Source organism: Vibrio sp. FE10, from assembly GCF_030297155.1.
Classification (GTDB): Bacteria; Pseudomonadota; Gammaproteobacteria; order Enterobacterales; family Vibrionaceae; genus Vibrio; species Vibrio apostichopi.
Genome location: NZ_AP028068.1, coordinates 456,580 through 470,641 on the forward strand (window position 1 = coordinate 456,580; position 14,062 = coordinate 470,641).

At 44.4% G+C, this 14,062-nt stretch carries 17 protein-coding genes; 4 read left to right on the forward strand and 13 right to left on the reverse strand.

Features of this window, described 5'->3' with window-relative positions; translation table 11 throughout:
• Window positions 1–111 precede the first annotated feature (111 nt).
• From QUF19_RS19195 to QUF19_RS19225, 7 genes are all read right to left on the reverse strand, one after another.
• The gene (locus QUF19_RS19195; RefSeq protein WP_286302255.1) at window positions 112–492 is read right to left on the reverse strand and encodes a carboxymuconolactone decarboxylase family protein; all 381 of its coding nucleotides are present in this window, start codon (window positions 490–492) and stop codon (window positions 112–114) included.
• A gap of 60 nt (window positions 493–552) precedes the next feature.
• A complete protein-coding gene (locus tag QUF19_RS19200) occupies window positions 553–909 on the reverse strand; it encodes a MerR family transcriptional regulator (protein ID WP_286302257.1) in 357 nt (118 codons plus the stop codon).
• 50 nt (window positions 910–959) lie between these two features.
• On the reverse strand, window positions 960–1,478 hold the full coding sequence (locus QUF19_RS19205; protein ID WP_123297018.1) for a hypothetical protein: 519 nt from the start codon (window positions 1,476–1,478) through the stop codon (window positions 960–962).
• Window positions 1,479–1,764: 286 nt separating this feature from the next.
• Window positions 1,765–2,268, reverse strand: coding sequence for an RDD family protein (locus QUF19_RS19210; RefSeq protein ID WP_286302262.1), 504 nt, complete (start codon window positions 2,266–2,268; stop codon window positions 1,765–1,767).
• A gap of 85 nt (window positions 2,269–2,353) precedes the next feature.
• On the reverse strand, window positions 2,354–2,818 hold the full coding sequence (locus QUF19_RS19215) for a DUF2846 domain-containing protein (protein WP_017105042.1): 465 nt from the start codon (window positions 2,816–2,818) through the stop codon (window positions 2,354–2,356).
• Between the two features lie 333 nt (window positions 2,819–3,151).
• On the reverse strand, window positions 3,152–3,625 hold the full coding sequence (locus QUF19_RS19220; protein ID WP_286302267.1) for a GrpB family protein: 474 nt from the start codon (window positions 3,623–3,625) through the stop codon (window positions 3,152–3,154).
• Between the two features lie 31 nt (window positions 3,626–3,656).
• Entirely contained in the window at window positions 3,657–3,896 is a 240-nt protein-coding gene (locus tag QUF19_RS19225; protein ID WP_286302269.1) for a hypothetical protein, read from the reverse strand.
• 1,272 nt (window positions 3,897–5,168) lie between these two features.
• Between QUF19_RS19225 and QUF19_RS19230 the strand changes: the two genes are divergently transcribed.
• Window positions 5,169–5,909 carry a MipA/OmpV family protein gene (locus tag QUF19_RS19230; protein WP_286302271.1) on the forward strand — a complete coding sequence of 247 codons (741 nt, stop codon included), beginning with the start codon at window positions 5,169–5,171 and terminating at the stop codon, window positions 5,907–5,909.
• Between the two features lie 88 nt (window positions 5,910–5,997).
• On the opposite strand, the gene QUF19_RS19235 is transcribed toward QUF19_RS19230, so the two are convergent.
• Window positions 5,998–6,216, reverse strand: a complete 219-nt coding sequence (locus QUF19_RS19235; RefSeq protein ID WP_132970713.1) for a hypothetical protein — start codon at window positions 6,214–6,216, stop codon at window positions 5,998–6,000.
• A 219-nt stretch (window positions 6,217–6,435) separates the two neighbouring features.
• On the opposite strand from QUF19_RS19235, the gene QUF19_RS19240 reads away from it, so the two are divergent.
• A complete protein-coding gene (locus QUF19_RS19240) occupies window positions 6,436–6,882 on the forward strand; it encodes a TetR/AcrR family transcriptional regulator (protein ID WP_048658945.1) in 447 nt (148 codons plus the stop codon).
• Between the two features lie 231 nt (window positions 6,883–7,113).
• Here QUF19_RS19240 and QUF19_RS19245 read toward each other — a convergent pair whose 3' ends face one another.
• From QUF19_RS19245 to puuE, 5 genes are all read right to left on the reverse strand, one after another.
• Entirely contained in the window at window positions 7,114–8,424 is a 1,311-nt protein-coding gene (locus QUF19_RS19245) for a urate hydroxylase PuuD (RefSeq protein ID WP_286302276.1), read from the reverse strand.
• A gap of 14 nt (window positions 8,425–8,438) precedes the next feature.
• On the reverse strand, window positions 8,439–8,999 hold the full coding sequence (locus QUF19_RS19250; protein WP_286302278.1) for an ureidoglycolate lyase: 561 nt from the start codon (window positions 8,997–8,999) through the stop codon (window positions 8,439–8,441).
• A gap of 15 nt (window positions 9,000–9,014) precedes the next feature.
• Entirely contained in the window at window positions 9,015–10,001 is a 987-nt protein-coding gene (gene alc / locus QUF19_RS19255) for an allantoicase (protein WP_136974059.1), read from the reverse strand.
• Between the two features lie 183 nt (window positions 10,002–10,184).
• Window positions 10,185–10,700, reverse strand: a complete 516-nt coding sequence (uraD, locus tag QUF19_RS19260) for a 2-oxo-4-hydroxy-4-carboxy-5-ureidoimidazoline decarboxylase (RefSeq protein WP_286302285.1) — start codon at window positions 10,698–10,700, stop codon at window positions 10,185–10,187.
• 22 nt (window positions 10,701–10,722) lie between these two features.
• Window positions 10,723–11,661, reverse strand: coding sequence for an allantoinase PuuE (gene puuE / locus QUF19_RS19265; RefSeq protein ID WP_061021342.1), 939 nt, complete (start codon window positions 11,659–11,661; stop codon window positions 10,723–10,725).
• Window positions 11,662–12,059: 398 nt separating this feature from the next.
• On the opposite strand from puuE, the gene uraH reads away from it, so the two are divergent.
• Together uraH and QUF19_RS19275 are read left to right on the forward strand one after the other, a co-directional pair.
• A complete protein-coding gene (gene uraH, locus QUF19_RS19270; RefSeq protein ID WP_099165869.1) occupies window positions 12,060–12,413 on the forward strand; it encodes a hydroxyisourate hydrolase in 354 nt (117 codons plus the stop codon).
• Between the two features lie 246 nt (window positions 12,414–12,659).
• Window positions 12,660–14,003, forward strand: a complete 1,344-nt coding sequence (locus QUF19_RS19275) for an NCS2 family permease (RefSeq protein WP_286302297.1) — start codon at window positions 12,660–12,662, stop codon at window positions 14,001–14,003.
• The last annotated feature ends 59 nt before the right edge of the window (window positions 14,004–14,062 follow it).

Here is a 14,062-nt window from a genome sequence, read left to right on the forward strand (position 1 = left end):
AGAATCGCGAACCCTCAGGTTTAGGGCCTTGAAAACTTAGCCAATAAATAAAAAGGGAGCGCAACTTAGCAAAGTTGACGCTCCCTTTTCAGACTATATTTTCTATTTATCTTAAGCTGTGTTTCTCTCAGCAAGCACCTCTTTAAATGCGAACATGCCATTCAGTGCCGAAGGGAATCCCGCATACACCGACATCTGCAGTATCACTTCTTTAATCTCTTCCTCGCTGCAGCCGACATTAAGCGCTGCATTCAAATGCACCTTAAGCTGAGGCGTACAATTGCCGAGCGCAGTGAGAGCTGCCACGGTCGCAATCTCTCGTGATTTCAAATCCAAACCGGGGCGCGAGTAGATGTCACCGAAGGGATATTCGATAATATATTTGGCAAGATCAGGGCAGATATCTTGCAGGCTGTCGATAACCTTTTGCCCTGTTTCTCCGTCGATGTAATTAAGTCTTTCTAAGCCAGTTTCAAAACGTGATTGATTCATGGAAATGTTCCTGTTTTTTGGGATTACAGGAACACCTTACAAGTTAGAGTAGACTCTAAGTCAACGGACTTTTCCATCTCGATACAAACTAATTTTTGCCTCTAGCGCAGCCAGATGCTTTTGTTGTTCTTCAATATGGGAACGCAAATTCTGTTGATGTTGTTCAAGCAACACTTGGCGCTGAGAAGTCGATTCTGGCCCTAACTCCCTTAGCTTTGCGTATTCCAGAATTTCATCCAGTGGCATCGCAGTGTCTTTCAACCGCTTCACAAACTCAATCCAGGTAACGTCCTTCGATGTATAGACTCGATGACCGCTACTATTCCGCTGAACATTTTTCAACAAGCCGATTTTTTCATAGTAGCGAAGCGTATGGGCAGACAAACCCACCAACCGAGAAAACTCACTCACATTCATTACTTCACCTTTTCTGTTTGGATATACGTACTAAGAACTAAGAACTCAAGTTACGCGCATTTATCTAATTTGAGCTCTGCGGTGACTTTCGTCAAACGCAACGCAATCGCAAAACACACTAAGTAAGGACTCACATACCAGAAGATGCTTTCTAGTGGCTGCTTCACCTGCGCTTCTCTGGTTTTTATATATTGGTTTTTCTGCTTCTCATACTGACTCAGCATGCCACTCACCCACACGGCATCACTTTCCACCAGCGATACGCTAGGCGCAGGAACCGTAAAATCAGCGGCGTTCGGTAGCAAGGTGAAATCAACATCTTTGAATGTGATAGCTGTATCCAAATACCACAAACACGCCTCATGGTGCTGGCCATGAGTGTCTAAAGACGGCTGACCTGTGCAGATGTCGCTTCTTAATTTATCCAAAGAGAACTGCTGAATCGACTCTAAAATAGTGACTGCTCTGGTTTGTTCCGTCTCGACCCAATCACCGGCCACCGACGCGCGAATTTCAGACACCGCACCCAGCATGCCGATACCCGCCAACAGCGGCCATAAATAATCCATAAGCTTCCATTTGCGTCGGCTCAAGTTGAACCCACACCAAATTGGAATATGTAAGATGAGCGTTAGCCCTAGTGATAGCAAAACGAAATTCAAGGAGCTAGAGAGCATGAGTTCGCTATCGAAGAAGTTCTTCATAATGAGAGACTTGCCTGTATAACAAAGAGAAATTTGATACTAGGTTCGATATTAGAAAAGAGTGTAAGGGGAAAGTAAAAACAGCACCAACAATTTGCGTTAGCGCTGTTTATTTGAGCACATAGCAACCGAGACAAAGCTTACTTTGGAATTATTCGATAGTACTGAAATCTAGATTTCTAGGGACAGCAACACTAACAACCTGAGTTCCTGCGATTAAATCATGTAGGCAACGCTTGTCTTTGCGCAAAACAAACAGACAATCTAGCGTCGTTATAAAATGACCAATTACAGGTATGTACGTAGCGATTGTCATCGGCATCATTCGTTTGCCTACTATATTTAATAACCCTATTTGTTTACCTTCCATATCAACAATCGCAATTTCCATTACATTTTTACCGATCGTTTGTCCCTTCTTATGCAGCAAATATCCGTGTAACAAAAAGAACACCAACCAACCGTAAGCTGAGACTACAAGTAGTTCTGTCATATCAATTTCCCCTGTATCGAATATTTTTTGAAAATAATCGGTATAGAGAAAGATTGGCGTCATCATAGCTATACCAATCAGGCCATCAATCAAACTTGCCCCTACTCGAGACCATCGAGACGCGAGTACAATTGTAGGGGTGTTTTCTATTACTTCAGACATGTCCTTTCCTAACGTCAAAGTACCTATAAATTAAAAAACGTCAGAAACTCGAAGCTCTGACGTCATCTTGAATTAGATTGAATCACTATATAGAAGGGCAGTTACCGCTTTCAGCCATTGCGACTTTACGTACTTCAGCTTTCCCTACTTCTTCATCGACTAACTCAACACCTGCACCACCGACAAAAACGCCCATTTTGATGTATTGGTTAACGAAGTAATTCCGACCTTCAGCAGTAAAAAGGGAGACGTGATTTTCAGAAAATTCAGATTCCGTACTGACGACATGCTCTTCGTTTCCTTTGACCTCGTGATAAAAGAACACACCAGGAGCCGTTTCACCTACGCATTCTCCATCAACATATACGTACTTTTTGAGCGCGCCACCGACAAAAGTATCTTCACGATAGATATAGATGCCTGTATTACCTTCTTTAGGAGCAGGGAACGTTTTCGCTTGATCAGAAACTGAAGAATCGACTGTTGGCACAGAAGCACACCCAGATAATGCGAGAAGAAGAGCAGAGCAAAGAAATACCTTATTTTTCATGTAATAACCTAGACTTTATAAAAATGCGAGAAACATAACATATGCAAATGATTTAATTTTAAATACCCATGCATATATGTGAGCCACATTGCATAATGAGTAGTTAAAATTCAGAAAAGTAGATGAATCGAACTAAACCATTGTTCTGTATAAACTTAATCACTCACGTGCAATTTTAATCAAATGGTTAGAGGATCTATTTTATGCAATCACTTCTAATGAACAGGAGATGTTCCGAGGTAAAAGCCTTTAGATAGTGAGAACTAGAAAACGTACGTCTAGTGGTTTAACTAGGTTTTATAGATTGGAGACAAAGGGGGTAAGGAATGCTGACTATTTCAGCCCCAACACATGCTCGATAAAAGTCGACTTCTTTTCGCGGTATTCATCTTGTAGCCAACCTTCACAAGACATTTTGAGGGCATTGTATTGCTCCACTAATGCCGGATTCGTACTTAGCTTGTCACGAAACGTTAGAAAGCATTCAAACTCAGAACCGTTGGCCACCACTTGCAACGCCACTTCGTCCCCAGATGTAGACTCCAACATACACAGCTCGGGCGTTCTTAAGGTATCGAGTTTCTCTTTAAAGCCGAGTGTTGTGAGTCTCTCTATAACATCCTCAAATTCGCCAAGCTCAACACCTACGAAGATATCCAAGTCGCCTTTAGATACTGCAGATGGAATCGAAGATGCGCCTACATGCTCAACTCTCGCATTAGGGATTAGCTTTTTGATGTCACGTTCGTATCGGATAAACAGCTCATTGCAAGCCACTTGGTATTGTTCAGCAGGGTAGAATTTCATACTTACTCACTTCTATGGCTAGCTCTGAGCATTAAAAACTATTGAACACACCGATAGCTATCAGAAATAGCGCGAGACTAATCGCACCGATATAAGAGATTCTGGTTCGCTCTTTTTCAGTTGGAGTCAATGAAGGGAAGCGTCCTGATGTGAATACTTTACAGACTATCCAGCCAGCTCCGTAACCAATGAACTCAATCAATATCGACTGAAACAGATACCTAAAGAATGAGCTCAATGCCCTAAAATACGCGACTATCAAGTCTTCCATTTTTTGTCCTAATTAAAGTCAATTTGGAACAGAAAATGCCACGGGTAGAGATTCATATCAAGTAAGTTATACAGGGTAGTATGCTTAAAACATTTCCCGAACCTTTAAGGTAAAATAATTGAAGATCATTTTTCAGTGAGGAATAACACTCGTTAAGAGCACCTCCTACAGACATTCCAGCTCACCTTGATAGGTTTTAACTATCAAAGTTCAAGCTTCAATAGACTTATCTTAAAGTTAAATGGTATTATTGATTAATAATGATAGGTAAAACCTATCAACATTGACTTGTATATTCTTAGTAAAGGTAAACATGGAATTGAGTAGCATTGTTCACATAAGTTCGATTAGTTGTGCTTGCACAGCTTGTACTCGCCTACTTTGGCTTAATGACTTCTCATTTAAAGGGTTAGAACTAGATACTCTTATTGTGCATGCTCAATCCGCAGCGATGCTACCAATGGCATTGGTACTATTAGTCGCGAGCGTAAAGCCTCAAATAACACAAGAAATACAAGGCTTGAATGCTCATTACTTAATATCTGCAATTTCATTAACTTATGTTTCGGTCAGTTCACTTCAAATTTAATCAAGGAGTTGGGCAGCGACAGATACCTGAAGTTAACCATTTACTCCAAGAAACAACTTCCCTAAACAAAAAATCCCCGGCAATAGGGGCCGGGGGGAAGATGGGAAAATGAGTCTGACGTATGCCTGCGATCAAACTCCCCCGAAACCTCATCTAAAGCTGATGTCCTAGTTGAGGGATTGGCAAATGGTTGTTGAAATGTCGTGTCTTACTTTGCTAACGATTCAGTCTGAGAAAGCCATCATCCATCCTCTATATTCCGCTTGATCATGCGATAAACCAGAAATGCAGCGACAATGCATAGAACAGTCATCACGATGCTGCTAATACCAAGAAAAACGTAAATTGGTTCCACTTCTTCTCCCATCACTCTCTCCAGAAATAAGCCTCGATGACTCTGACATCATCAGTAGCACACTAATATTTAATGACAATTTAAAGGTTAACACCCTTTATTTGGCCGTGATTTTTGTTTTATCGCTAATTATTAATTAGCCAAAGCCAACGAACTGTTGTTATACTCGCCCAAAATAAAGGGTGTCACCCTTTATTTTTTTGAAGTCTACGTTTAGTCAGACTTATCGTCAAGCTACTTCGTAACCAAAAGTCAGAATAACCGCTCAACTCTATTGGCGTTGGGTTCCTAAATTTGAACATAGGGTCACCCCTTACAAGAGCAAAACATGAAAAAAGCAGCACTCACTACCCTCATTTTAGCCATGTCTTTATCGGCACCAATTAACGCTGAAATTGGCGTAGGCCTAACCGCCAGTTACTCGCCAAATGTTTACAAGGGAGGCGATACCGAAGTTACGCCGTTCCCTCTCATTAGTTACGATAATGGCCATTTTTTCATTGAAGGTGTCCAAGCTGGCTATCGCTTGGCTCCAAAAGGCAGCGTGAACAATCTCGTTATCTTTGCGGCCTACGATCCTCGCACCTTAGACGCGAAGGAGTCCGATGATCCCGATATCAAGAAGCTGAATGATCGCGATCCTTCATTCATGGGTGGGGTCGCTTATGTATTGACGACGAATGTTGGAGAGCTCAGAGCAGGTGTGGGTACCGATATTGGTTCAGTTCACAATGGCCTTTATGCAGAAACTCGGTACAGCTACCACATCAATACGGGGCCATTTGGTTTGATCCCAGCGATAGGATATTCACTCAATAGCGATAAATTGAATGAGCATTTGTATGGTGTTTCGGCGTCTGAAGCAGCCAATACTCGCTTTGAAGAATTTAACCCAAACTGGAGTGGACGTTACTTTGTCGGTTTGACCGGGTACATGCACTTATCAAAGCAATTACGTTTAACGGGAGGGGTTAGATATGAAAACCTCGACTCTGAAATCGAGAAAAGCCCGATACTTGAAAGTACAACATCGGTTATTGGGAATGTTGGAGTAAGTTACACTTTCTAATGGCTTGAGCGCATTTAACGCGACTGAATATCAATGAAACTGGTTTAGAAAAAGGACTTTCTACAACCTTGAACGCTAGTTGAAACCGCTATACGTACAGATCTATTTTATTCATCTTCTTAACCACATCTTCACCTTGAATCCTTTTTAATACCGTTCCATTCGACGATGAGATAACAATTTGCTTGTGGCTATCTAGCTTGGCTGACAGGTCGGCCTTGTTCGCTGAAAACGTCGTGTTGATGTAATCAGTGGCGCTATTCAGTTTGTGACTGCTCAATGGGGAATGTATCAGGTTGGTCATCATTTCGAGCCTTTCAAAAAATAAAGGTTAACAACCTCTATTCTATATGCTAAATGTATAATTTCAATAGTATGAACTCGATGAGGCCTGTTTGAGCCCATTAATGTTCAGTTACTCAACGATCGATTGTATCGCAAGCTTTGTGCCTTTATTCTACGGCCTGTTACTGCTTATTATCGATGGCAATAAAATACAACCATCATCCAACGTTCGGAGGCAAGAGTGGGAAGAGCAAGCGCTGCACAAGCGATTATTACACGACAAAAGATCATCGATGCTGCATTTGATATCGCATTAAATGAAGGCTTCGACAAGGCAACCTTTGCTTATATTGCTAAAAAAGCCGGTGTGTCTAAGTCAGGGATTAATGCTCACTTCGACAGAAAAGCCGATATTGCCAAAGAGCTTGAGCCTCTGTTTGCAAAGATCATCAATGAGCACTTAAATTACGAGTCGACCGCGGCGTTTTCGAAGACGTGGCAGAAAGCCATTGATAGTGAACCGAATTTTGTGGCAGCTATTATTGCATTTGGTCCTATTATGCCAACGGAGAAAGGCATCAAAGGGCTACAATCTAAGATCCAAGGCGAAGAGCAAGAAGTGCTCGACTGTATCTATCACTGCATCGGCTATGCGGTTTGTAATATTCAATCTCGCCAATCCGCTTAATTCGCCTATCTTCATTCTGCAAATTTAACGAATAAAGCGACCTATATTCAGCTTCACATTTCCTGTTTCCTATTGCCGATTGTCCAAAAACAAAAAGCCCCGGTTATAGGAACCGGGGAAACAGGGTGGGATGAGTTTGGCGCGTGCCCGTAAACCAAACTCTCCCCAAGCCTCACCTAAGACTCATGCTCTTAGGTAAAGGATGCTGAGTAATGTTATTGCAAAGTACGGTTATTGAAGCGTAGCGCCTTGCTCTACCCAAGTGCCGATGAGTGCGCGTTCTTCATCAGTCATTTGAGTCATGTTACCGAGCGGCATCACCTTGGTTGTTACGGTTTGAGCAACAATCCTTGGGACGTTGGCTTTAATCTCTTCTGGGGTATCAAACATCACACCACCTGGCGCAGCAGCAAAAGCCGCGTGGCTCGGGGTTGATGAGTGACACACAGAACAGCGCTCTTGAATGACTTTGTTGATAGTTTCAAAGCTGACGCCTGCGCTAGCGGTTTGCGCTGCATGACCAGCTGGAACAACAGCCGTAGTTGAAGCAGTACCGTTTGCAGCAAGTTCTTCTGTCGCTGATTCGGTCGCGCTTACTTGCACTTCTTGAACCACTGGTGCTTGCACAACCGGAGTCATCTGCTTTTTCGCGTAAGGTGAGGTAACAAACGCAAGCGTGATCATACCCAATGCCGCTACTGGTATTGTCCATGCGAACTTCTGGCTACCATGACGGGTGTTGAAGTAGTGACGCACTAAGATACTGAAGATCGCTAGGCCAGCAAGGATCAACCAGTTGTATTCCGAGCCATAAGTGCTTGGGAAGTGGTTACTGATCATGATGAACAACACTGGCAGTGTCATGTAGTTGTTGTGACGAGAACGCAGTAGACCTTTCGCTGGCAGTGCCGGATCCGGTTCGCGCTTCTCTTCTATCGCTTTCACCAAGTTACGCTGCGCTGGCATGATAACGCGGAATACGTTACCCACCATGATGGTACCAATGATGGCACCCACGTGGATGTAAGCACCACGGCCACTGAACACTTGAGTTAGGCCGTACGTCGCAGCGACGAGCAATACAAACAGCACAACGCCAAGCAGTACGGGGGTTTTACCTAATGGTGAATCACACAGTAAGTCGTAGATAAACCAACCAGCAACGAATGAACCAATACCAATCGCGATTGCGGTTGTTGAATCAAGACCAGAGCCCGGTGCAATCAGGTAAATCTCAGCGTTGAGGTAGTAAACCACACCCAGTAGACACACACCGGTGATCCACGTGAAGTAAGCTTCCCATTTGAACCAGTGCAGGTGCTCTGGCATCTCTGATGGCGCAAGTTTGTACTTCTCTAGGTGATAAATACCACCACCGTGAATCGCCCATAAGTCGCCCGAAAGGCCCGTTTTTGGGTTTACTCGGTTAAGATTATTCTCTAACCAAACAAAGTAAAATGATGCGCCTATCCACGCAACACCAACAATCATGTGAGCCCAGCGTATTGCTAAGTTCAACCACTCTGTAATATGCGGATCCATAATAAACTCCTGTATCACAACGCTTTAGCTAAGCGTTGCTCTTCCTTATTGTCGTCCGTTGGCAGATCGTCCAAATGCAATGCCACTCGGTCGCTGTCGAAATAAACTTCGTCACAGTTGTGCCCTTCGCCGCCTCTATCGACGATCAAGAACTGGTCTTGATCAGTAAGCGCAAGAACTGGGTGATGCCACACCCCTTTGTGATAGTTCACTCCTTGACGGCCGTTGCTCAAGAAAGCTCGGCTATTGGCTAATGTTGGATCGTCGCCTTTTGGCGCAACAACAATTAAATAGGGTTGACCAAGTAATGGAATGAATGCCTGAGAGCCAAGTGGATGACGCTCTAACATTTTGATGGTCAGTGGGTAGCTCAACGGTGTGGCTTGGAAGATGCTGATGATCGCTTCTCCGTCTTGGTCTTGCACATCCGTTGTCGCTAGCTTGTGGTAGCGACGTGTTGATCCACTGTTGATCATGAAGAAATCACTATTATCGGACTCGATAACATCGCCAAACTCTGCAAAATCCTGCTTGGTTAACGGTTCGATGGATAAACGACGTATTCCATTACTCATATCTGATTTCCTTACCTATTTCGCCTTCGTACCAAACAGACGCAAACGGCTGATACCGCCATCTGGGAATATGTTTGCACGTACGTGGGTAATCGCACCAAGGTCGTTTACCTCAGAAATGAATTCGTGAATCTCGTGTGCTTGTAGCTTTTGTGCTGGCAACAGTTCACGCCAGAATAGGCTTTGTGTTTCTACTTGGTCGTCGGTACCACCTTTCACGTAAGCGGCTTGAATTGAGCAGCTATCTGGGTAGTTACCTTTGAAGTGAGCCGTGTCCACTACGATACGTTCAATGTTACCTGGGTGGCCTAGTGCCACGATAACCCAGTCATTACCCGGTGTACGACGACGTGCTGTTTCCCAGCCATCACCCATGTTTTCACCGCGGCCAGGGCCTAAGATGTTGGCTTTGTTGCCGTAGTGCTCATCGCTACATGCCAGTGCTCGGCCACCGTGTTCAACCGATGCTAGGTCGACTTGTTGCTGAGAATCTATTGCTTCCCAATCCACACTTGGTCGGCCATAAACACGTAAGCGTGCGACACCGCCATCTGGGTAGATGTTCAAACGTAGGTGCGTAAATACTTGGTCACTTTCGATTGCTTCAAGATGATGATGATCACCTTGCAATGCCATTGAAGGCAGAATTTCTTGCCACTCTGTTGAATCAGTTGGCTCACCTTGTGGTGAATAACACGCGTCAATTGATGCCGAAGGTGGGAAGTTACCTGTGAAGAATGAGGTATCAATATCAACGCCAGCAATGGTGCCAGCTAGGCCAAGGCGAACGACACAATAATCGTAACCTTCGCCGCGTTTACGTCTGCTTTCCCAACCGTCCATCCACTTGCCGTTGTCGTCGTATAAGTCGTCTTTCCACTCTGGTGCTGCGTGGCTGAGTAGACGGCTTTTATCCGCGAAAAAATCGTCTGTTGCGAAGATAGCTTCTGCGCCGAGTTTTTCGTCTGCAAGGTTTATGTACTGTTCAAATTTATGGGTCATGTCCGTGTAATCCTATGAAATTAATCAAGTAATAATAAAATGAGAACTTAGTGGCTTATGCTTTATTCAATAAGGCTTTGATAAACAAGCCTTCGATAAATCAAGCTCTAATAAACAGCGCTCTGATAAACAAAGCTCTTGGCTCACTAAGACTGGGCTGAGATAGCTGTTAACTCCGTTAACTTACATATCCCACAGACGAAACATCGCGATCTTGTTGATCTCTTGAATCGCCGTAGCAAACTCAGTTTCACTATCATTTCCTAATCGCATCTCGAACGACTCAAGAATTTGGTAACGATTGGCTCCCTTCACCGCCATGATAAAAGGGAAATTGAAGCGACTTTTGTAGCTGTTGTTGTAAGAAGTGAATTTTTCAAATTCTTCGGCGTTGCACTGGTCGATGCCCGCCCCCGCTTGTTCTTTGGTCGACGACTCAGTGAGTTCGCCGTTTACTGCTGCTCGACCGGCTAAATCCGGGTGAGCGTTGATCAAAGCCAACTGTTTGCCTTGGTCTGCACTTAACAAGGTCGATGCCATTTTCAGATGAAGATTCTCGATATGGTCGTCTTCGGTATTCAAACCTTGGTCATACACCGCTTCTGCAACCCACGGGCTGTGTTCGTAGACATCAGCAAAGTGAGCGACAAAGGTATCGCGGTCCATGGTTGTTGGTTGGCATGATCGAAATTCAGTCACGTTAAGCCTCCTTGCTTCACTGCTACTTTTGCTGTTGATGAATAGCGTTATTTGGTTGATATGGATGATGTTGGTGCCAGTGGTTGGCGATATCGATTCGACGACATAACCACACGCTGTCGTGCTGTTTTACGTAGTCTAAGAAACGTCTTAATGCAGCAATACGACCGGGGCGACCAATCAGACGACAATGCAGCCCAACCGACATCATTTTCGGTGCGGTTTCACCTTCCATATAAAGGGTGTCAAACGTGTCTTTTAGGTATTGGAAAAACTGCTCACCCGAGTTGAAGCCTTGCGCGGTTGAAAAGCGCATGTCGTTCACATCGAGTGTGTATGGGATCACCAATTGCGGATGACCAGTCTCGGTGTGCCAATAAGGCAGGTCATCGTCATAAGCATCAGAGTCGTAAAGAAAACCGCCCTCTTCTGCAACCAAGCGACGCGTATTTGGACCCGTTCTACCTGTGTACCAACCTTGTGGACGTTGACCCGTCACTTGTTGGATGATCTCAATCGCTTTGGTCATGTGGTCACGCTCTTCAGACTCATCAATGTATTGATAGTCTATCCAACGATAACCGTGGCTACAGATTTCATGCCCCGCTTCGACCATAGCTTTGGCAACGTCTGGATGACGCTCAATCGCCATTGCAACAGCAAATACGGTCAGTGGGATTTCATATTCATCGAACAAGCGAAGAACACGCCACACACCTACACGGCTACCATATTCATAGATGGATTCCATGCTGATGTGACGTTCGCCTTTGATCGGTTGTGCTGACGGGATCTCTGAGAGAAAGGCTTCAGACTCGTCGTCTCCATGTAACAAACAACGCTCACCGCCCTCTTCATAGTTCAATACAAAAGAAACCGCGACGCGCGCATTACCTGGCCATTGAGGGTTTGGAGGGTTAGCTCCGTAACCGATCAAATTTCTTGAATAATCCTTATTCATCCAAGTACTCCTAACATAAGTGGTTGGCTTAGCCGCTCTTTAACTGAGTCACCAAATGGATCCTCGATAAACAAAGCAACCTTACCCCTGTACATTTATTGTATACAATTATTTATCTCAATGTAAAGATTTTGTTATTCAAGTTAAATTTACGCACCATACTCATTTAAAAACAATTAGTTAATGAAACACAAGCTCACCAAAAAACGATAATCAAGATCTATAAAGTCAGAAAAAACGACACAGTGGTTAACATTTTCACAACAATTTGCTTTACTAATTGTGTACAGTTCGTACATAGTTAGTGATAACAAAGTGACCAGTTGCATTCTTTGCAAGGTCGAAGCAGACAGATAAACCACGGAACAGAGGAGCGCCAAAAGCGCTATTAAAGGACTATGGGAAGACTAACAACACACGTATTAGACACGACTCACGGCTTACCGGGTGCAGAGATCAAGGTAGAGCTTTATAAGGTCAATGAAGGCTCAACAGAAAAGCTGGCGACGGTAATCACGAACTCCGATGGCCGAACCGATGCGCCGATTCTGGCAGGGAATGAGTTCCGACCGGGGAAATATCAATTGGTGTTCTACGTTGCGGATTACTACAAAAGCAAAGGTGTGGAATTGGATGGTGTGCCTTTCTTAGACGATGTGGTTATTCGTTTCGGCTTAGATGATCCAGAAGCGCATTATCACGTTCCTCTTCTCGTCTCGCCTTACAGTTTCTCAACCTATCGGGGCAGTTAGTCCCGTGTCCTAGAACTTCGAACTAGGCTCAACCATCGAATAATAAACAGATTCGTGCGTGCATCTAAAATGATGCGCGCTCATTAAGCACGCTCATATAAAAATATTAACAACGTTAATAGTTAGAGAGTTGATAACTAAACAACAGATAACTAAAGAAATAGCGGCTAGGAAAAACCTTAAAACTTAATATTGAAATCTCGCTGTATTCAATAAATGGATCACAACATAAAAGGACTTGCTGACATGAGTGAGAGTAAAACAGAAATACTCAACCAAGATGCGAATAACGGATTTTTAGAGAAACTCTTTAAAATTAAGGCCCACGGAAGCAGCATAAAAAATGAGTTAGTCGGTGGTGTCACCACCTTCGCTACCATGGCTTACATTATCTTCGTTAACCCACAAATAATGGCTGCTTCTGGCATGGATGCAGGCGCGGTATTCGTCGCAACCTGTATTGGTGCTGCGATCGGTTGTTTGTTAATGGGACTATTTGCGAACTGGCCTGTCGGCCTTGCACCGGGCATGGGCTTGAACGCCTTCTTCTCGTTCACGGTAGTAAGCGAGATGGGTTACAGCTGGGAAGTCGCACTGGGTGCGGTGTTTATCTCAGGTATCTTGTTCGTCGGGATGAGCTTCTACAAAGTCCGCCAATGGATCATTGAAAGTATCCCAGTGAGTCTACGTTACTCCATGACAGCGGGTGTTGGTTTGTTCTTAGGTCTAATTGGCCTTAAAACAGCAGGCATCGTCGTCGAAAACCCAGCAACACTGGTATCACTAGGTGACTTCACTAAACCTGAAGCGCTACTGGCCGCTATCGCTTTCCTTATCATTGCTGTTCTGAGTGAGCGTAAAGTCTTTGGTGCGGTGTTGATCGGCATTTTGAGTGTGACTCTGGTCGGTATGATGCTTGGTTTAGTGCATTACAACGGCTTCTTCGCGGCTCCACCAAGCTTAGCGCCTACGTTCCTAAAAATGGACATTATGGGCGCGCTTGATGTTTCAATGATCAGCGTTATCTTGGCTTTCCTTTTTGTAAACATGTTCGATACCGCGGGTACTTTGATGGGCGTGGCTGAGCGTGCAAACCTAACCAACCCAGAAACGGGCAAGATCGAAGGCCTGAGCAAAGCGCTTAAAGCCGACAGTATCTCAAGTGTGGCAGGTGCGTGTGTGGGTTGTCCGCCAGTAACCAGTTATGTAGAAAGTGCAGCGGGTGTTGCAGCCGGCGCACGAACTGGCCTATCGGCAATTGTGGTTGGTGTGTTGTTCTTAGCGGCGATTTTCCTATCTCCACTTGCAGGCATGATCCCCGCTTACGCTACTTCTGGCGCGTTGATTTATGTCGCTTTCGTAATGATGAGCAGCATGCAACACGTGGACTGGAAAGACTTCACCAACGGCGCACCCGCAGCTATTACGGCGTTAATGATGCCCCTGACATTCTCTATCGCGAATGGTATCGCACTGGGTTTCATTACCTACACCGTGTTGAAACTGGCGACAGGTAAAACAAAAGACGTCTCTATTTCGATGTACTTCTTAGCCGCGATTTTTGTCGCGAAGCTCGTGTTCATCGGTTAACCCTATAGCTCCTGAGCAGTCATTTCTTGATTGCTCACAACGTTGCTTGGCTCGTTCGC

Coding starts and splice junctions, on each gene's coding strand:
- QUF19_RS19215 (WP_017105042.1), bottom strand. CDS start 2,818: ATGAAAAATAAGGTATTTCTTTGCTCTGCTCTTCTTCTCGCATTATCT.
- QUF19_RS19195 (WP_286302255.1), bottom strand. CDS start 492: ATGAATCAATCACGTTTTGAAACTGGCTTAGAAAGACTTAATTACATC.
- QUF19_RS19220 (WP_286302267.1), bottom strand. CDS start 3,625: ATGAAATTCTACCCTGCTGAACAATACCAAGTGGCTTGCAATGAGCTG.
- QUF19_RS19225 (WP_286302269.1), bottom strand. CDS start 3,896: ATGGAAGACTTGATAGTCGCGTATTTTAGGGCATTGAGCTCATTCTTT.
- QUF19_RS19275 (WP_286302297.1), top strand. CDS start 12,660: ATGAGTGAGAGTAAAACAGAAATACTCAACCAAGATGCGAATAACGGA.
- QUF19_RS19230 (WP_286302271.1), top strand. CDS start 5,169: ATGAAAAAAGCAGCACTCACTACCCTCATTTTAGCCATGTCTTTATCG.
- alc (WP_136974059.1), bottom strand. CDS start 10,001: ATGACCCATAAATTTGAACAGTACATAAACCTTGCAGACGAAAAACTC.
- puuE (WP_061021342.1), bottom strand. CDS start 11,661: ATGAATAAGGATTATTCAAGAAATTTGATCGGTTACGGAGCTAACCCT.
- uraH (WP_099165869.1), top strand. CDS start 12,060: ATGGGAAGACTAACAACACACGTATTAGACACGACTCACGGCTTACCG.
- QUF19_RS19235 (WP_132970713.1), bottom strand. CDS start 6,216: ATGATGACCAACCTGATACATTCCCCATTGAGCAGTCACAAACTGAAT.
- QUF19_RS19210 (WP_286302262.1), bottom strand. CDS start 2,268: ATGTCTGAAGTAATAGAAAACACCCCTACAATTGTACTCGCGTCTCGA.
- QUF19_RS19200 (WP_286302257.1), bottom strand. CDS start 909: ATGAATGTGAGTGAGTTTTCTCGGTTGGTGGGTTTGTCTGCCCATACG.
- QUF19_RS19250 (WP_286302278.1), bottom strand. CDS start 8,999: ATGAGTAATGGAATACGTCGTTTATCCATCGAACCGTTAACCAAGCAG.
- QUF19_RS19245 (WP_286302276.1), bottom strand. CDS start 8,424: ATGGATCCGCATATTACAGAGTGGTTGAACTTAGCAATACGCTGGGCT.
- QUF19_RS19205 (WP_123297018.1), bottom strand. CDS start 1,478: ATGGATTATTTATGGCCGCTGTTGGCGGGTATCGGCATGCTGGGTGCG.